The organism is Streptococcus sp. 11-4097, from assembly GCF_018215285.2.
Classification (GTDB): domain Bacteria; phylum Bacillota; class Bacilli; order Lactobacillales; family Streptococcaceae; genus Streptococcus.
Window position 1 is genome coordinate 170,790 of sequence record NZ_CP185262.1, and the last position, 13,824, is coordinate 184,613.

A 13,824-nucleotide genomic window follows, 5' to 3' on the forward strand; every position below is an offset into this window, starting at 1 on the left:
AGGAGGAAGTATGAAATTAGAGTATGGCACAAAGTCCTTGGAATATAACGGTAGCGGAACAGCATCCGCTACAAAGGTCACTTTAGTAAATGCAGACGGAGCTATCGTACCTATCTTGTTGCAAGCTGACAAAATCAGCTTGTCTAATACAGAGCTTTTTGAATTAGCTCTTGAGTCGCTCTATGAGGAAAATTTCCCCAATCGAGCTGAAAACGAAAAATTCAGCAAAGTAGCTCAAGAACTACAAAAGAACAAAGAGGCAACGGATAAAGCTGAGCAAGCAGTAACCGAAAACAAGGAAAATCTTGATACTGTTTCAGCTATTACAGAGGTCTTGATTGCCTTGGCAGTATCTCAAAATGGAGGTATGCCTACCCATGCCTATAGCAAGGTAGCGGCATTCATCAAGCCACTTGTAACGAGTACACGCTACTCAAATGGAGACATCATTGCCATGCCTTATCCGTTTGATACGAATCCAAAATGGCCAAGTGGAACCAAGACTATCTTTAAGTTCCAGATGCAAGCCACAGAGGGCTACACTTGGAAAGACCAGGCTCTTGCTGAGATGCTACAACAAGGCGTGTTGACTGTGGTCATGCCACGCATTGAGTAAGGAGGATTTTATGTCATGGTCTGAAATAATCGAGAAAATGATACATGCGATCACTCAGCTAGCCCCCACAATTGGAGTTGTTGCGACTGGTTGGTTCGGCATGCGAGCCAGTAAAGCAGGTCACCTCAACCAAGAACAGTTCAAGGAGCTGAAGGGGGAATTGAGCACGATCCACGCTATCGGCGAGGAGAACAAGCAAAATATAACTGAAATCAACAACAAGCTGGCTGTGCATGATGAAGCACATCTAGCCACTATGTATCTACGGCTGGAGCGTGATATTACTGTTGCTCTCAAGCGTGGTTATACAAGCGTTCACGAGTCGGATATTATCCACAAAATGCACTCAAGTTACAAAAAACTAGGTGGGAATGGGCGCATCGATGCCCTGTTTAATAAATTTGTAAATTTAGAAATTGCGGAGGAAAATACAAATGCAACAAATTACTGAAATCATCACAAATGGTGCAATCAGCATCCTTGTTATTTTAGCAGGGGTAACAGTTAAGGCAGTCAAGGACTACCTGGTTCAAAAAGGTGGTGAAAAGACCATCAAAATCATTGAAATCTTGGCCAAAAATGCAGTAAACGCTGTGGAGCAGGTAGCCTCTGAAACAGGTTTTAAAGGTGAAGAAAAATTGGAACAGGCACGCACTAAGATTCGTGCAGAGCTCAGCAAATACAACATCAGCATGACCGATAAGGACTTAGATACATTTGTTGAAGCAGCTGTCAAGCAAATGAACGCTGCGTGGAAAGGGGAATAAACATGACAGTAAACATTGAAACAGCTATCGCTTGGATGCAAGCCCGCAAGGGTCAAGTGACCTATAGCATGGACTACCGAAACGGTCCAGACTCTTATGACTGTTCAAGTTCAATTTACTATGCTTTGCTAAGTGGTGGAGCCGTGTCAGCAGGCTGGGCGGTCAATACCGAGTACGAGCATGGTTGGCTCGAGAAGAACGGTTATGAACTTATTAGCGAAAACCAGCCTTGGGACGCTCAGCGTGGAGACATCTTCATCTGGGGCCGTAAAGGGTATTCATCTGGCGCTGGAGGACATACTGGTATCTTTGTGGATAGCGACAACATTATCCACTGTAACTATCGCTATGATGGTATCACGGTCAATAATCATGATGATATTTGGCTATATGCCGGGCGTCCATACTATTATGTGTATCGTCTGACCAATCCAAATGCACAGCCTGAAAAACCTAAAAAAGGTTGGCAAAAAGATGATACTGGATACTGGTTTGCTCGTGCTAACGGTACTTATCCAAAATCTCAATTCGAATATATCGAAGAAAATCAATCATGGTTTTATTTCGACGAGTCAGGCTATATGTACTCTGAGAAATGGCTCAAGCACACAGATGGTAAATGGTACTGGTTCGACTCTAGTGGGTACATGGCCACATCTTGGAAGAAAATTGCTGGTGCATGGTACTACTTCAATCGTGACGGTTCGATGCAAACCGGCTGGATTAAGTATTACGATAATTGGTATTATTGTGATGCTACCAACGGCGATATGAAATCGAACACATTTGTGCCTTACAATGGCGGATACTACATGCTGCTTCCTGATGGTCGTATGGCCGATAAAGAAGCCTTTAACATCGAGCCAGATGGGCTCATTACTACAAAATAAAACGAAAGGAAACTTTCTAAATTGTTCTTTCACCGCAGGCTCAGGCTTGCGGTTTTTTGTTTGCTCTGAAATACGCTTGATAATCGCTTGAAATTCCTGAAAAACATTTATAGGTCGAGGCTAAGAGCGTTATTTTTCGCTTGAATATCGTTTGTTTTCTCTGAAAGTAGAAAAAAACAGTGATTTTTCACTGCTTTTTTATTTTTTCTACGAATAGATAAGTAGGAGGAAGAAAATATGAACATTTTGAACATTAAACTTGCAAGCGTAGAGCAGACAGACTTAGGTTTTGAGCATTGGGTGGATGTGACTTATCAGGTGCCGATTTTGAAAAATGAGTATACAGTCAAGCTATTACTTCTTATGGAATGCAAGATAGAGGACCAAGAGGTTATTGAGTACCTGGTATCAACCTGGAAATATCGTGATCTCGTATTGCATTCATTGCAGATGTATGAGATGGAAAAAATCAATAATTTTACTATCCTTTATTGAAATGTTGGTGGTCTTGCTCATCATCAGCGTGCTTCTCTTGCTCTTTGTACCTAATCTGACCAAGCAAAAAGAAGCAGTCAACGACAAAGGGAAAGCTGCTGTTGTTAAGGTGGTAGAAAGCCAGGCAGAGCTTTATAGCTTGGATAAAAATGAAGATGCTAGCCTAAGTAAGTTACAAGCAGATGGGCGAATCACAGAAGAACAGGCTAAAGCTTATAAAGAATACCATGCTAAACAAAATAAGACTCAAACGGTCGCAGATTAAGGCTTTCACTATGCTGGAAAGTCTCTTGGTTTTGGGACTTGTGAGTATCCTTGCCTTGGGCTTGTCTGGCTCTGTCCAGTCCACTTTTGCGGCGGTAGAGGAACAGATTTTCTTTATGGAGTTTGAAGAACTCTATCGGGAAACTCAAAAACGCAGTGTAGCTAGTCAGCAAAAGACAAGTTTGAGCATAGACGGACAGACCATTAGCAATGGCAGTCAAAAGCTGACAGTTCCTAAAGGAATTCAAGCACCATCGGGACAAAATATCACATTTGACCGAGCTGGGGGCAATTCGTCCCTGGCTAAGGTTGAATTTCATACCAGTAAAGGAGCGATTCGTTATCAATTATATCTAGGAAATGGAAAAATTAAACGCATTAAGGAAACAAAAAATTAGGGCAGTGATTTTACTGGAAGCAGTAGTTGCTTTAGCTATCTTTGCCAGCATTGCGACTCTCCTTTTGGGACAAATTCAAAAGAATAGGCAAAAAGAAGCAAAAATCTTGCAGAAAGAAGAAGTTGTGCGTGTTGCTAAGATGGCACTGCAGACAGGTCAAAATCAGGTAAACATAAACGGAGTGGAGATTCAGGTGTTTTCTAGTGAAAAGGGATTGGAGGTTTATCATGGTTCAGAACAGTTGTTGGCTATCAAAGAGCAATAAGGTCAAGGCTTTCACCTTGTTGGAATCTCTGATTGCCCTGATTGTCATCAGTGGGAGTCTACTCCTCTTTCAAGCCATGAGTCAGCTCCTCATTTCAGAAGTTCGCTATCAGCAGCAAAGTGAGCAAAAAGAGTGGCTCTTATTTGTGGACCAGTTGGAGGTAGAATTAGATCGTTCGAAGTTCGAAAAAGTGGAGGGCAATCGCCTCTATATGAAGCAGGATGGCAAGGAAATTGCGATAGGTAAGTCAAAATCAGATGATTTTCGAAAAACTGATGCCAGTGGACGAGGATATCAGCCTATGATTTATGGACTCAAATCTGCGCAGATTACAGAGGAGAATCAACTGGTTCGCTTTCGTTTTCAATTCCAAAAAGGTTTAGAAAGGGAGTTCATCTATCGTGTGGAAAAAGAAAAAAGTTAAGGCAGGTGTTCTCCTCTATGCAGTGACCATGGCAGCCATTTTTAGCCTTTTGTTACAATTTTACTTGAACAGACAAGTTGCCCACTATCAAGACTATGCTTTAAATAAAGAAAAGCTGCTTGCTTTTGCTATGGCCAAGCGAACCAAGGATAAGATTGAGCAAGAAAGTGGGGAACAGGCCTTTAATCTAGGTCAGGTGAACTATCAAAACAAGAAAACAAGCTTGGTGACAAGGGTTCGTACGCCTAAGAGCCAATATGAGTTCATCTTTCCTTCCGTCAAACTCAAAGAAGAGAAAACAGCTAAAAAGGAAAAGGTAGTGACTGATTCAAGTAATCAAGCAGAGAAGACAAAATCAGAAGAGAAAGTTGAAAAGAAAGAGAATTCCTAGCCAATCAAGCTACTTTGTGCTAAACTAAAAATATGAAACATGATTTTAACCACAAAGCAGAAACTTTTGATTCACCTAAAAATATCTTCCTTGCAAACTTGGTTTGTCAAGCAGTCGAGAAACAGATTGATCTTCTATCAGACAAAGAAATTCTGGATTTCGGTGGAGGGACGGGTCTGTTAACCTTGCCCCTAGCCAAGCAGGCCAAGTCTGTAACATTGGTGGATATTTCGGAGAAAATGCTGGAGCAAGCTCGTTTGAAAGCGGAGCGGCAAGACATCAAGAATATCCACTTTTTGGAGCAAGATTTATTGGAAAATCCCTTGAAGCAAGAGTTTGATCTCATTGTTGTTTGTCGTGTTCTTCATCATATGCCTGATTTGGATGCGACTCTCTCACTGTTTCATCAACATCTGAGAGAAAACGGACAACTTTTACTTGCTGATTTTACCAAGACAGAAGCTAACCATCATGGATTTGAATTGGTTGAACTGGAAAACAATCTAGCCCAGTTTGGTTTTTCATCTGTGCATAGTCAGATCCTCTATAGCGCTGAAGACCTGTTTCAAGGAAATTACGCAGAACTCTTTTTAACAGTAGCCCAAAAATCACTCGCCTAGTCAGGGAGTGATTTTTCTATAAGGATGGAAAAAAGAAGGGAAATTTGATAAGATAGGAATATGGATTTTGAAAAAATTGAACAAGCTTATACGTATTTACTAGAGAATGTCCAAGTCATCCAAAGTGATTTGGCGACCAACTTTTATGACGCCTTGGTGGAGCAAAATAGCATCTATCTGGATGGTGAAACTGAGCTAGAGCAGGTCAAGGAAAACAATCAGGCCCTTAAACGCTTAGCGCTACGCAAAGAAGAATGGCTCAAGACCTACCAGTTTCTCTTGATGAAGGCTGGGCAGACAGAGCCCCTACAGGCCAATCACCAGTTTACACCAGATGCCATTGCTTTACTTTTGGTGTTTATTGTGGAAGAGTTGTTTAAAGAAGAGGAGATTACGATCCTCGAAATGGGTTCTGGGATGGGAATTCTAGGCGCTACTTTCTTGACCTCGCTTGATAAAAAGGTGGATTATTTGGGGATGGAAGTGGATGATTTGCTGATTGATTTGGCGGCTAGTATGGCAGATGTAATTGGTTTGCAGGCTGGCTTTGTCCAAGGAGATGCAGTTCGTCCACAAATGCTCAAAGAGAGCGATGTGGTCATCAGCGACTTGCCTGTCGGCTATTATCCATATGATGCCGTTGCGTCGCGCCATCAAGTTGCTTCTAGTCAAGAACATACTTACGCTCATCACTTGCTCATGGAACAAGGACTTAAGTATCTCAAGTCAGATGGCTACGCTATTTTTCTCGCTCCGAGTGATTTGTTGACCAGTCCTCAGAGTGATTTGTTGAAAGGGTGGTTGAAAGAGGAGGCGAATCTAGTTGCCATGATTAGTTTGCCTGAAAATCTCTTTGCCAATGCCAAACAATCTAAGACTATTTTTATCCTACAGAAGAAAAATGAAATAGCAGTAGAGCCTTTTGTTTATCCACTTGCTAGCTTACAAGATGCAAGTGTTTTAATGAAATTTAAAGAAAATTTTCAAAAATGGACTCAAGGTACTGAAATATAAAATAGATTTTGTTATAATAGATGAAAACGCTTAAAAAGGGGTATCATGTTATGACAAAAACAATTGCAATCAATGCGGGAAGTTCAAGTTTGAAATGGCAATTATACTTAATGCCAGAAGAAAAAGTATTGGCGAAAGGTTTGATTGAACGTATCGGTTTGAAAGATTCAATTTCAACTGTAAAATTTGACGGCCGTTCTGAACAACAAATTTTGGATATCGAAAATCATACACAAGCTGTTAAAATTTTATTGGATGACTTGATTCGTTTCGATATTATCAAGACTTATGACGAGATTACAGGTGTTGGACATCGTGTTGTTGCCGGTGGAGAATATTTCAAAGAATCAACAGTCGTTGAGGGAGATGTTTTAGAAAAAGTTGAAGAGTTGAGTTTGTTGGCTCCTCTCCACAATCCAGCCAATGCAGCAGGTGTTCGTGCCTTCAAGGAATTGCTGCCAGACATTACCAGTGTAGTTGTTTTTGATACTTCATTCCACACAACTATGCCAGAGAAAGCTTATCGCTACCCTCTACCAACAAAATATTACACAGAAAACAAGGTGCGTAAATATGGTGCCCACGGTACAAGTCACCAGTTTGTAGCAGGAGAAGCAGCAAAACTCTTGGGCCGTCCATTAGAGGACTTGAAATTGATTACTTGCCACATCGGTAATGGTGCTTCTATTACAGCTGTTAAGGGTGGTCAATCTGTCGATACTTCAATGGGATTCACTCCACTTGGTGGTGTGATGATGGGAACTCGTACAGGGGATATTGACCCAGCTATCATTCCTTACTTAATGCAATATACAGAGGACTTTAATACTCCTGAAGACATTAGTCATGTCCTTAATCGTGAATCAGGACTAATGGGTGTTTCAGGCAAGTCTAGTGATATGCGTGATGTGATTGCTGCTATGGAAGAAGGGGACCACGATGCCACTTTGGCTTATGAAATGTATGTTGACCGTATCCAAAAACATATCGGTCAATACCTTGCAGTCTTAAATGGAGCAGATGCTATTATCTTCACAGCAGGTATTGGTGAAAATGCTGCAAATGTGCGTGAAGATGTTATCTCAGGTATCTCTTGGTTTGGTTGTGATGTTGACCCAGAAAAGAACGTCTTTGGTGTGACAGGAGACATCTCAACAGAGGCAGCGAAGATCCGTGTATTGGTTATTCCAACAGATGAAGAGCTAGTTATTGCCCGTGACGTTGAACGCTTGAAAAAATAAGTAAAACTAGTAAAAATATTCCGTACAAGGAGTTGGGAAAGAGATTTTTCCAACTTCTTTTTATGGTGAAATTGTCCAAAACCTTGCTATGATTGGCTTTTTTGAAAAATATGGTATAATAGTAGTAATTTAATAGATGGAGTTGAGTTTTGAAGAAAAACTTTCGTGTAAAAAGAGAGAAAGATTTTAAGGCGATTTTCAAGGAGGGGACAAGTTTTGCCAATCGCAAGTTTGTTGTCTACCAACTAGAAAATCAGAAAAACCATTTTCGAGTAGGTCTATCAGTTAGCAAAAAACTGGGGAATGCCGTCACTAGAAATCAAATTAAGCGACGGATTCGGCATATTATCCAGAATGCCAAAGGGAGTCTGGTAGAAGATGTCGACTTTGTTGTCATTGCTCGAAAAGGAGTCGAAACCTTGGGATACGCAGAGATGGAGAAAAATCTACTCCACGTATTAAAATTATCAAAGATTTACCAGGAAGGAAATGGGAGTGAAAAAGAAACTACAGTTGACTAGTTTGCTAGGACTGTCCCTATTGATCATGACAGCCTGTGCAACAAATGGGGCAACTAGCGATATTACAGCCGATTCGGCTGATTTTTGGAGTAAATTTGTTTACTTCTTTGCTGAAATCATTCGCTTTTTATCATTTGATATCAGTATCGGAGTGGGGATTATCCTCTTTACGGTCTTGATTCGTACACTGCTTTTGCCAGTCTTTCAAGTGCAAATGGTGGCTTCCAGAAAAATGCAGGAAGCTCAACCACGTATTAAGGCGCTTCGAGAACAATATCCAGGTCGAGATATGGAAAGCAGAACCAAGCTAGAGCAAGAAATGCGTAAAGTCTTTAAAGAAATGGGTGTCAGACAGTCAGATTCTCTTTGGCCGATTTTGATTCAGATGCCGGTTATCTTGGCCTTGTTCCAAGCTCTATCAAGAGTTGACTTTTTAAAGACAGGTCATTTCTTATGGATTAACCTTGGTGGTGTGGATACAACCCTTGTTCTTCCGATTTTAGCAGCTGTATTTACCTTTTTAAGTACTTGGTTGTCCAACAAAGCCTTGTCTGAGCGTAATGGCGCTACGACTGCGATGATGTATGGGATTCCAGTCTTGATCTTTATCTTTGCAGTTTATGCACCAGGTGGAGTCGCCCTATACTGGACAGTGTCCAATGCTTATCAAGTCTTGCAAACCTATTTCTTGAACAATCCATTCAAGATTATCGCAGAGCGCGAGGCGGTAGTTCAGGCACAGAAAGATTTGGAAAATAGAAAAAGAAAAGCCAAGAAAAAGGCTCAGAAAACGAAATAATAAGGAGGAATCTGGTAATGGTAGTATTTACAGGTTCAACTGTTGAAGAAGCAATCCAGAAAGGATTGAAAGAATTAGATATCCCAAGACTGAAGGCTCACATCAAAGTCATTTCTCGTGAAAAAAATGGCTTTCTTGGTTTATTTGGTAAAAAACCAGCTCAAGTTGATATTGAAGCTATTAGTGAAACAACGGTCATTAAAGCTAATCAGCAGGCTGTAAAGGGTGTTCCTAAAGAAATTAACGAACAAAATGAACCAGTCAAAACAGTCAGTCAAGCGACTGTTGATTTGGGGCATGTTGTTGAAGCAATTAAAAAGATTGAAGAAGGAGGCCAAGGTGTTTCTGATGAAGTCAAGGCTGAAATTTTGAAAAATGAAAAACATGCTAACACTATTTTAGAAGAAACTGGGCACATTGAGATTTTAAATGAATTACAGCTTGAAGAAGCTGGTTTCGGAGAAGAAGTAGAAACTCCTATTGTCGAGACTCAAGCTGAACAAACTGAAAGTCAAGAATTAGAAGATCTGGGCTTAAAAGTTGAACCGAGTTTTGACATTGAACAAGTAGCTACGGAAGTCACGACTTATGTCCAAACAATCATTGATGATATGGACGTTGAGGCGACGATTTCAAATGATTATAACCGTCGTAGCATCAATTTACAAATTGATACCAATGAGCCAGGTCGTATTATCGGTTACCATGGTAAAGTTTTGAAGGCCTTACAACTATTGGCTCAAAATTATCTTTATAACCGCTATTCAAGAACCTTCTACATTACTATTAATGTCAATGATTACGTTGAACATCGTGCAGAAGTCTTGCAGACCTATGCTCAAAAATTGGCGACTCGTGTTTTAGAAGAAGGACGTAGTCATCAAACAGATCCTATGTCAAATAGCGAACGCAAGATTATCCATCGCATTATTTCGCGTATGGATGGCGTGACGAGTTATTCTGAAGGTGATGAGCCAAATCGCTATGTAGTTGTAGATACAGAATAAACAAAATCAGGGTTCTCCTGATTTTTTGCTAGCTGGAGGAGATTAAATTAATGTTGAATAAGATAAGAGACTATCTAGACTTTGCTGGTTTGCAGTACCGTAATCCTGATAAGGCGGGAGCAGAGCGAGAGAAAATGCTGGCATTTCGCCACAAAGGTCAAGAGGCCAGAAAGGCTTTTACAGAGCTAACCAAAGCCTTTCAAGCAAGCCATCCAGAATGGCAACTCCAACAGACTAGCCAGTGGATGAACCAAGCGCAGTGTTTGCGACCACATTTCTGGGTCTATCTACAGAGAGACGGACAAGTGACAGAGCCTATGCTAGCCTTACGTTTGTACGGGAATCCTTCTGATTTTGGTGTTTCCCTAGAAGTCAGTTTCATCGAGCGCAAGAAAGATGAGCAAACTCTAGGCAAGCAGGCCAAGGTTTTAGAAATTCCACCAGTAGAAGGTGTTTATTACTTAGTCTACTCAAATGGAGAAAGTCATAAGATGGAGGCTACTGAGGAAAATCGTCAGGTTTTAGTCGAGAAGGTAGGAAGTCAAGAAATCCGAAAAGTGTTAGTTAAATCAGATGTTTCTATCATAGAAAATCAATCATTAGAAGTGATTTTAGAAAAATTAGAAGATGCTTATGAACGCTTACTTCCCTACTATCAGGCTACTAGAGGATAGCAAATAGAATACTTATTTACGTCGAATTGTTTAATTGCTATTCTATGTATTTTTTCATATAATAGTAAAATAGAATGTGTGATTCAATCATCACCTCAAATAGAAAGGAAATTCTATGTCAAATCTATCTGTTAATGCAATTCGTTTCCTAGGTATTGACGCCATTAATAAAGCCAACTCAGGTCATCCAGGTGTGGTTATGGGAGCGGCTCCGATGGCTTACAGCCTCTTTACAAAACAACTTCGTATCAATCCAGCTCAACCAAACTGGATTAACCGTGACCGTTTTATTCTTTCAGCTGGTCATGGTTCAATGCTCCTTTATGCCCTTCTTCACCTTTCTGGTTTTGAAGATGTCAGCATGGATGAGATTAAGAGCTTCCGTCAATGGGGTTCAAAAACACCTGGTCACCCAGAATTTGGCCATACAGCAGGGATTGATGCTACGACAGGTCCTCTAGGTCAAGGGATTTCAACTGCCACTGGTTTTGCCCAAGCAGAACGTTTCTTGGCAGCCAAATATAACCGTGAAGGCTACAATATCTTTGACCACTATACTTATGTTATCTGTGGAGACGGAGATTTGATGGAAGGTGTCTCAAGTGAGGCGGCTTCATACGCAGGTTTGCAAAAACTAGATAAGTTGGTTGTCCTTTATGATTCAAATGACATCAACTTGGATGGTGAGACAAAGGATTCCTTTACAGAAAGTGTTCGTGACCGTTACAATGCCTACGGTTGGCACACTGCCTTGGTTGAAGATGGAACAGACTTGGAAGCTATCCATACTGCTATCGAAACAGCTAAAGCTTCAGGCAAACCATCTTTGATTGAAGTGAAGACTGTTATTGGATACGGTTCTCCAAACAAACAGGGAACGAATGCTGTACACGGTGCCCCTCTTGGAGCAGATGAGACTGCGGCAACTCGTCAAGCCCTCGGTTGGGACTATGAACCATTTGAAATTCCAGAACAAGTTTATGCTGATTTCAAAGAACATGTTGCAGACCGTGGCGAATCAGCTTATCAAACTTGGACTAAATTAATTGCTGATTATAAAGAAGCGCATCCAGAATTGGCTGCAGAAGTAGAAGCTATCATCGATGGACGTGATCCAGTTGAAGTGACTCCAGCAGACTTCCCAGCCTTAGAAAATGGCTTCTCTCAAGCAACTCGCAACTCGAGTCAGGATGCTTTGAACGTTGTGGCAGCTAAGTTACCAACCTTCCTAGGTGGATCAGCTGACCTAGCTCACTCAAACATGACTTATATCAAGACTGACGGACTTCAAGACGATGCCAATCGCTTGAACCGTAACATTCAGTTTGGTGTTCGTGAATTTGCCATGGGAACTATCTTGAACGGGATGGCCCTTCACGGTGGACTTCGTGTATACGGTGGAACTTTCTTCGTCTTCTCTGACTATGTGAAGGCAGCTGTCCGCTTGTCAGCTTTGCAAGGTCTTCCTGTGACTTATGTCTTTACCCACGATTCAATCGCAGTCGGGGAAGACGGTCCTACGCACGAACCAGTTGAGCACTTAGCAGGTCTTCGTGCCATGCCAAATCTGAATGTTTTCCGTCCAGCAGATGCGCGTGAAACGCAAGCAGCTTGGTACCTTGCAGTGACAAGCGAAAAAACACCAACTGCCCTTGTCTTGACACGTCAAAACTTGACTGTTGAAGAAGGAACAGACTTCGACAAGGTTGCTAAAGGTGCTTATGTTGTATATGAAAATGCATCAGACTTTGATACGATCTTGATTGCGACAGGTTCAGAGGTTAATCTTGCTGTCTCAGCTGCCAAAGAATTGGCTAGTCAAGGCGAAAAAGTTCGCGTAGTCAGTATGCCATCTACAGATGTATTTGATAAACAAGATGCAGCATACAAGGAAGAAATTCTTCCAAATGCAGTTCGCCGTCGTGTTGCAGTCGAAATGGGTGCAACTCAAAACTGGTACAAATATGTTGGTCTAGATGGTGCTGTTCTTGGTATTGATACCTTCGGAGCCTCTGCACCAGCACCAAAAGTATTGGCAGAATATGGCTTTACAGTTGAAAATCTTGTAAAAGTCGTTCAAAACTTGAAATAATCCTAAAAATCAGGGCGCAAGCTCTGGTTTTTCTTATTAGAAAAGCAAGGTACAATCTTGTAAAAGTAGCTGAAATTTGATATAGTAGTCCTATGTAAAAGACAAAGGAGAAGAAAATGAATCCAAATTATACATTTTTAATTATGCTTGTAGCGATGTTGGGCTTGATGTTCTTTATGCAACGCTCTCAAAAGAAACAAGCACAAAAACGTATGGAAAGCTTAAATAAACTACAAAAAGGCTATGAAGTGATTACAATCGGTGGACTTTACGGAACAGTCGATGAAGTAGATACTGAGAAGAGAACGATTGTTCTTGATGTAGATGGAGTTTACTTGACTTTTGAACTAGCTGCTATCAAGACCGTATTACCGCTGAAAGAAACAGCTTCACTAGAAGGCGCAATTGAAAAATAAGACGGGATTACTAACTCCCGTTTTTCTATAAAAGAAAGGAAATGGGATGAAAAAACTAGTCTTTGTCTGTCTGGGGAATATTTGCCGTAGTCCTATGGCTGAGTTTGTTATGAAATCAATGACAGATAATTATGAAATCCAAAGTCGAGCGACTTCTTCTTGGGAACATGGCAATCCGATTCATAAGGGAACTCAATGGATTTTTCAACAGTATGAGATTCCTTACGACAAAACCAAAACATCGCTTCAGATTAGTAAGGAAGATTTTGAAGCCTTTGATTATATTATCGGAATGGATGCTTCAAATGTTTCTGACTTACGTCAGATGTGTCCAGTAGACTGTCAAGATAAGATTTACTCATTTGCATCTGAAAGTGTTCCAGACCCTTGGTATACAGGAGATTTTGAGGAAACCTATCAGCGTGTTCAAGAGGGTTGTCAAGCTTGGTTAAAACGTTTAGAAAAGGAGAGTGAAGGTGGAAAATCTTAAGAATTTTTACGAAAAATATCGTGTCTATCTGACTCGTCCACGTTTAGAGCTTTTGGCAGTAGTTACGATTGTTTTTTGTGCTGTGCTCGTCTTTTTTCTAAATATTCCCGGAAAAGGTGTTCTAAAGCTTGATAATGGAACGATTGTTTACGATGGCAGTCTTGTACGTGGTAAAATGAATGGACAAGGTACCATTACCTTCCAAAATGGAGACCAGTATACTGGTGGTTTCAACAATGGAGCCTTCAATGGAAAAGGTACCTTTCAATCTAAAGAAGGCTGGACCTACGAAGGTGATTTTGTAAATGGTCAGGCTGAAGGAAAAGGGAAACTAACAACAGAACAAGAAGTCGTTTATGAAGGGACTTTTAAACAAGGCGTTTTTCAACAAAAATAAAGCCTCCTTATCAAAGGAGGTATTGTTAGCATCTAAAAGTAAG

General features: G+C 40.8%; 21 protein-coding genes. All 21 read left to right on the top strand.

Annotated features, from left to right (window positions below):
- Positions 1–10 precede the first annotated feature (10 nt).
- A complete protein-coding gene (locus tag KB197_RS00855) occupies positions 11–616 on the top strand; it encodes a DUF1366 domain-containing protein (RefSeq protein ID WP_212573760.1) in 606 nt (201 codons plus the stop codon).
- A 10-nt stretch (positions 617–626) separates the two neighbouring features.
- Positions 627–1,067, top strand: a complete 441-nt coding sequence (locus KB197_RS00860; RefSeq protein WP_084862284.1) for a hypothetical protein — start codon at positions 627–629, stop codon at positions 1,065–1,067.
- On the top strand, positions 1,051–1,383 hold the full coding sequence (locus KB197_RS00865) for a phage holin (protein ID WP_212573759.1): 333 nt from the start codon (positions 1,051–1,053) through the stop codon (positions 1,381–1,383). Before KB197_RS00860 ends, KB197_RS00865 begins: the two co-directional genes overlap by 17 nt.
- Before the next feature lie 2 nt (positions 1,384–1,385).
- Positions 1,386–2,273 carry a peptidoglycan amidohydrolase family protein gene (locus KB197_RS00870; protein WP_212573758.1) on the top strand — a complete coding sequence of 296 codons (888 nt, stop codon included), beginning with the start codon at positions 1,386–1,388 and terminating at the stop codon, positions 2,271–2,273.
- Positions 2,274–2,510: 237 nt separating this feature from the next.
- Positions 2,511–2,768 (top strand): DUF7720 family protein, encoded by a 258-nt coding sequence (locus tag KB197_RS00875; protein ID WP_212573757.1) that lies wholly within the window; start codon positions 2,511–2,513, stop codon positions 2,766–2,768.
- Entirely contained in the window at positions 2,728–3,033 is a 306-nt protein-coding gene (comGC, locus tag KB197_RS00880; protein ID WP_212573756.1) for a competence type IV pilus major pilin ComGC, read from the top strand. Before KB197_RS00875 ends, comGC begins: the two co-directional genes overlap by 41 nt.
- Positions 2,996–3,430: a competence type IV pilus minor pilin ComGD gene (gene comGD, locus KB197_RS00885; protein WP_064275831.1), complete on the top strand. Its 435-nt coding sequence runs from the start codon at positions 2,996–2,998 to the stop codon at positions 3,428–3,430. Before comGC ends, comGD begins: the two co-directional genes overlap by 38 nt.
- Positions 3,393–3,695 (top strand): competence type IV pilus minor pilin ComGE, encoded by a 303-nt coding sequence (gene comGE / locus KB197_RS00890; RefSeq protein WP_253170847.1) that lies wholly within the window; start codon positions 3,393–3,395, stop codon positions 3,693–3,695. The genes comGD and comGE overlap by 38 nt, the downstream gene beginning before the upstream one ends.
- Entirely contained in the window at positions 3,658–4,119 is a 462-nt protein-coding gene (gene comGF / locus KB197_RS00895; RefSeq protein WP_049552218.1) for a competence type IV pilus minor pilin ComGF, read from the top strand. Before comGE ends, comGF begins: the two co-directional genes overlap by 38 nt.
- Entirely contained in the window at positions 4,097–4,510 is a 414-nt protein-coding gene (gene comGG / locus KB197_RS00900) for a competence type IV pilus minor pilin ComGG (RefSeq protein WP_064275833.1), read from the top strand. The genes comGF and comGG overlap by 23 nt, the downstream gene beginning before the upstream one ends.
- A gap of 32 nt (positions 4,511–4,542) precedes the next feature.
- Positions 4,543–5,130, top strand: coding sequence for a class I SAM-dependent methyltransferase (locus tag KB197_RS00905; protein WP_064275834.1), 588 nt, complete (start codon positions 4,543–4,545; stop codon positions 5,128–5,130).
- Positions 5,131–5,190: 60 nt separating this feature from the next.
- Entirely contained in the window at positions 5,191–6,144 is a 954-nt protein-coding gene (locus KB197_RS00910; RefSeq protein ID WP_064275835.1) for a class I SAM-dependent methyltransferase, read from the top strand.
- 50 nt (positions 6,145–6,194) lie between these two features.
- Positions 6,195–7,385, top strand: coding sequence for an acetate kinase (locus KB197_RS00915; RefSeq protein WP_212573755.1), 1,191 nt, complete (start codon positions 6,195–6,197; stop codon positions 7,383–7,385).
- 149 nt (positions 7,386–7,534) lie between these two features.
- Positions 7,535–7,906, top strand: a complete 372-nt coding sequence (gene rnpA, locus KB197_RS00920; protein ID WP_000739245.1) for a ribonuclease P protein component — start codon at positions 7,535–7,537, stop codon at positions 7,904–7,906.
- Entirely contained in the window at positions 7,881–8,705 is an 825-nt protein-coding gene (locus tag KB197_RS00925; protein WP_025172897.1) for a membrane protein insertase YidC, read from the top strand. The genes rnpA and KB197_RS00925 overlap by 26 nt, the downstream gene beginning before the upstream one ends.
- Before the next feature lie 17 nt (positions 8,706–8,722).
- A complete protein-coding gene (jag, locus tag KB197_RS00930; RefSeq protein ID WP_064275836.1) occupies positions 8,723–9,712 on the top strand; it encodes an RNA-binding cell elongation regulator Jag/EloR in 990 nt (329 codons plus the stop codon).
- A gap of 50 nt (positions 9,713–9,762) precedes the next feature.
- A complete protein-coding gene (locus tag KB197_RS00935; RefSeq protein ID WP_064275837.1) occupies positions 9,763–10,386 on the top strand; it encodes a hypothetical protein in 624 nt (207 codons plus the stop codon).
- A 115-nt stretch (positions 10,387–10,501) separates the two neighbouring features.
- Entirely contained in the window at positions 10,502–12,478 is a 1,977-nt protein-coding gene (gene tkt / locus KB197_RS00940) for a transketolase (RefSeq protein WP_064275838.1), read from the top strand.
- Between the two features lie 116 nt (positions 12,479–12,594).
- Complete coding sequence (gene yajC, locus KB197_RS00945) at positions 12,595–12,894, top strand: preprotein translocase subunit YajC (RefSeq protein ID WP_001069289.1); 300 nt, start codon at positions 12,595–12,597, stop codon at positions 12,892–12,894.
- A gap of 46 nt (positions 12,895–12,940) precedes the next feature.
- Positions 12,941–13,384, top strand: coding sequence for a low molecular weight protein-tyrosine-phosphatase (locus KB197_RS00950; protein ID WP_212573754.1), 444 nt, complete (start codon positions 12,941–12,943; stop codon positions 13,382–13,384).
- Entirely contained in the window at positions 13,371–13,781 is a 411-nt protein-coding gene (locus KB197_RS00955) for an MORN repeat-containing protein (RefSeq protein ID WP_020902388.1), read from the top strand. The genes KB197_RS00950 and KB197_RS00955 overlap by 14 nt, the downstream gene beginning before the upstream one ends.
- Positions 13,782–13,824 lie beyond the last annotated feature (43 nt).

Bases quoted from the DNA above. Each gene is read 5' to 3' on its own strand.
- KB197_RS00855 (WP_212573760.1), top strand. From the start codon at position 11: ATGAAATTAGAGTATGGCACAAAGTCCTTGGAATATAACGGTAGCGGA.
- KB197_RS00860 (WP_084862284.1), top strand. From the start codon at position 627: ATGTCATGGTCTGAAATAATCGAGAAAATGATACATGCGATCACTCAG.
- KB197_RS00865 (WP_212573759.1), top strand. From the start codon at position 1,051: ATGCAACAAATTACTGAAATCATCACAAATGGTGCAATCAGCATCCTT.
- KB197_RS00870 (WP_212573758.1), top strand. From the start codon at position 1,386: ATGACAGTAAACATTGAAACAGCTATCGCTTGGATGCAAGCCCGCAAG.
- KB197_RS00875 (WP_212573757.1), top strand. From the start codon at position 2,511: ATGAACATTTTGAACATTAAACTTGCAAGCGTAGAGCAGACAGACTTA.
- comGC (WP_212573756.1), top strand. From the start codon at position 2,728: ATGAGATGGAAAAAATCAATAATTTTACTATCCTTTATTGAAATGTTG.
- comGD (WP_064275831.1), top strand. From the start codon at position 2,996: ATGCTAAACAAAATAAGACTCAAACGGTCGCAGATTAAGGCTTTCACT.
- comGE (WP_253170847.1), top strand. From the start codon at position 3,393: ATGGAAAAATTAAACGCATTAAGGAAACAAAAAATTAGGGCAGTGATT.
- comGF (WP_049552218.1), top strand. From the start codon at position 3,658: ATGGTTCAGAACAGTTGTTGGCTATCAAAGAGCAATAAGGTCAAGGCT.
- KB197_RS00905 (WP_064275834.1), top strand. From the start codon at position 4,543: ATGAAACATGATTTTAACCACAAAGCAGAAACTTTTGATTCACCTAAA.
- KB197_RS00910 (WP_064275835.1), top strand. From the start codon at position 5,191: ATGGATTTTGAAAAAATTGAACAAGCTTATACGTATTTACTAGAGAAT.
- KB197_RS00915 (WP_212573755.1), top strand. From the start codon at position 6,195: ATGACAAAAACAATTGCAATCAATGCGGGAAGTTCAAGTTTGAAATGG.
- jag (WP_064275836.1), top strand. From the start codon at position 8,723: ATGGTAGTATTTACAGGTTCAACTGTTGAAGAAGCAATCCAGAAAGGA.
- KB197_RS00935 (WP_064275837.1), top strand. From the start codon at position 9,763: ATGTTGAATAAGATAAGAGACTATCTAGACTTTGCTGGTTTGCAGTAC.
- tkt (WP_064275838.1), top strand. From the start codon at position 10,502: ATGTCAAATCTATCTGTTAATGCAATTCGTTTCCTAGGTATTGACGCC.
- yajC (WP_001069289.1), top strand. From the start codon at position 12,595: ATGAATCCAAATTATACATTTTTAATTATGCTTGTAGCGATGTTGGGC.
- KB197_RS00950 (WP_212573754.1), top strand. From the start codon at position 12,941: ATGAAAAAACTAGTCTTTGTCTGTCTGGGGAATATTTGCCGTAGTCCT.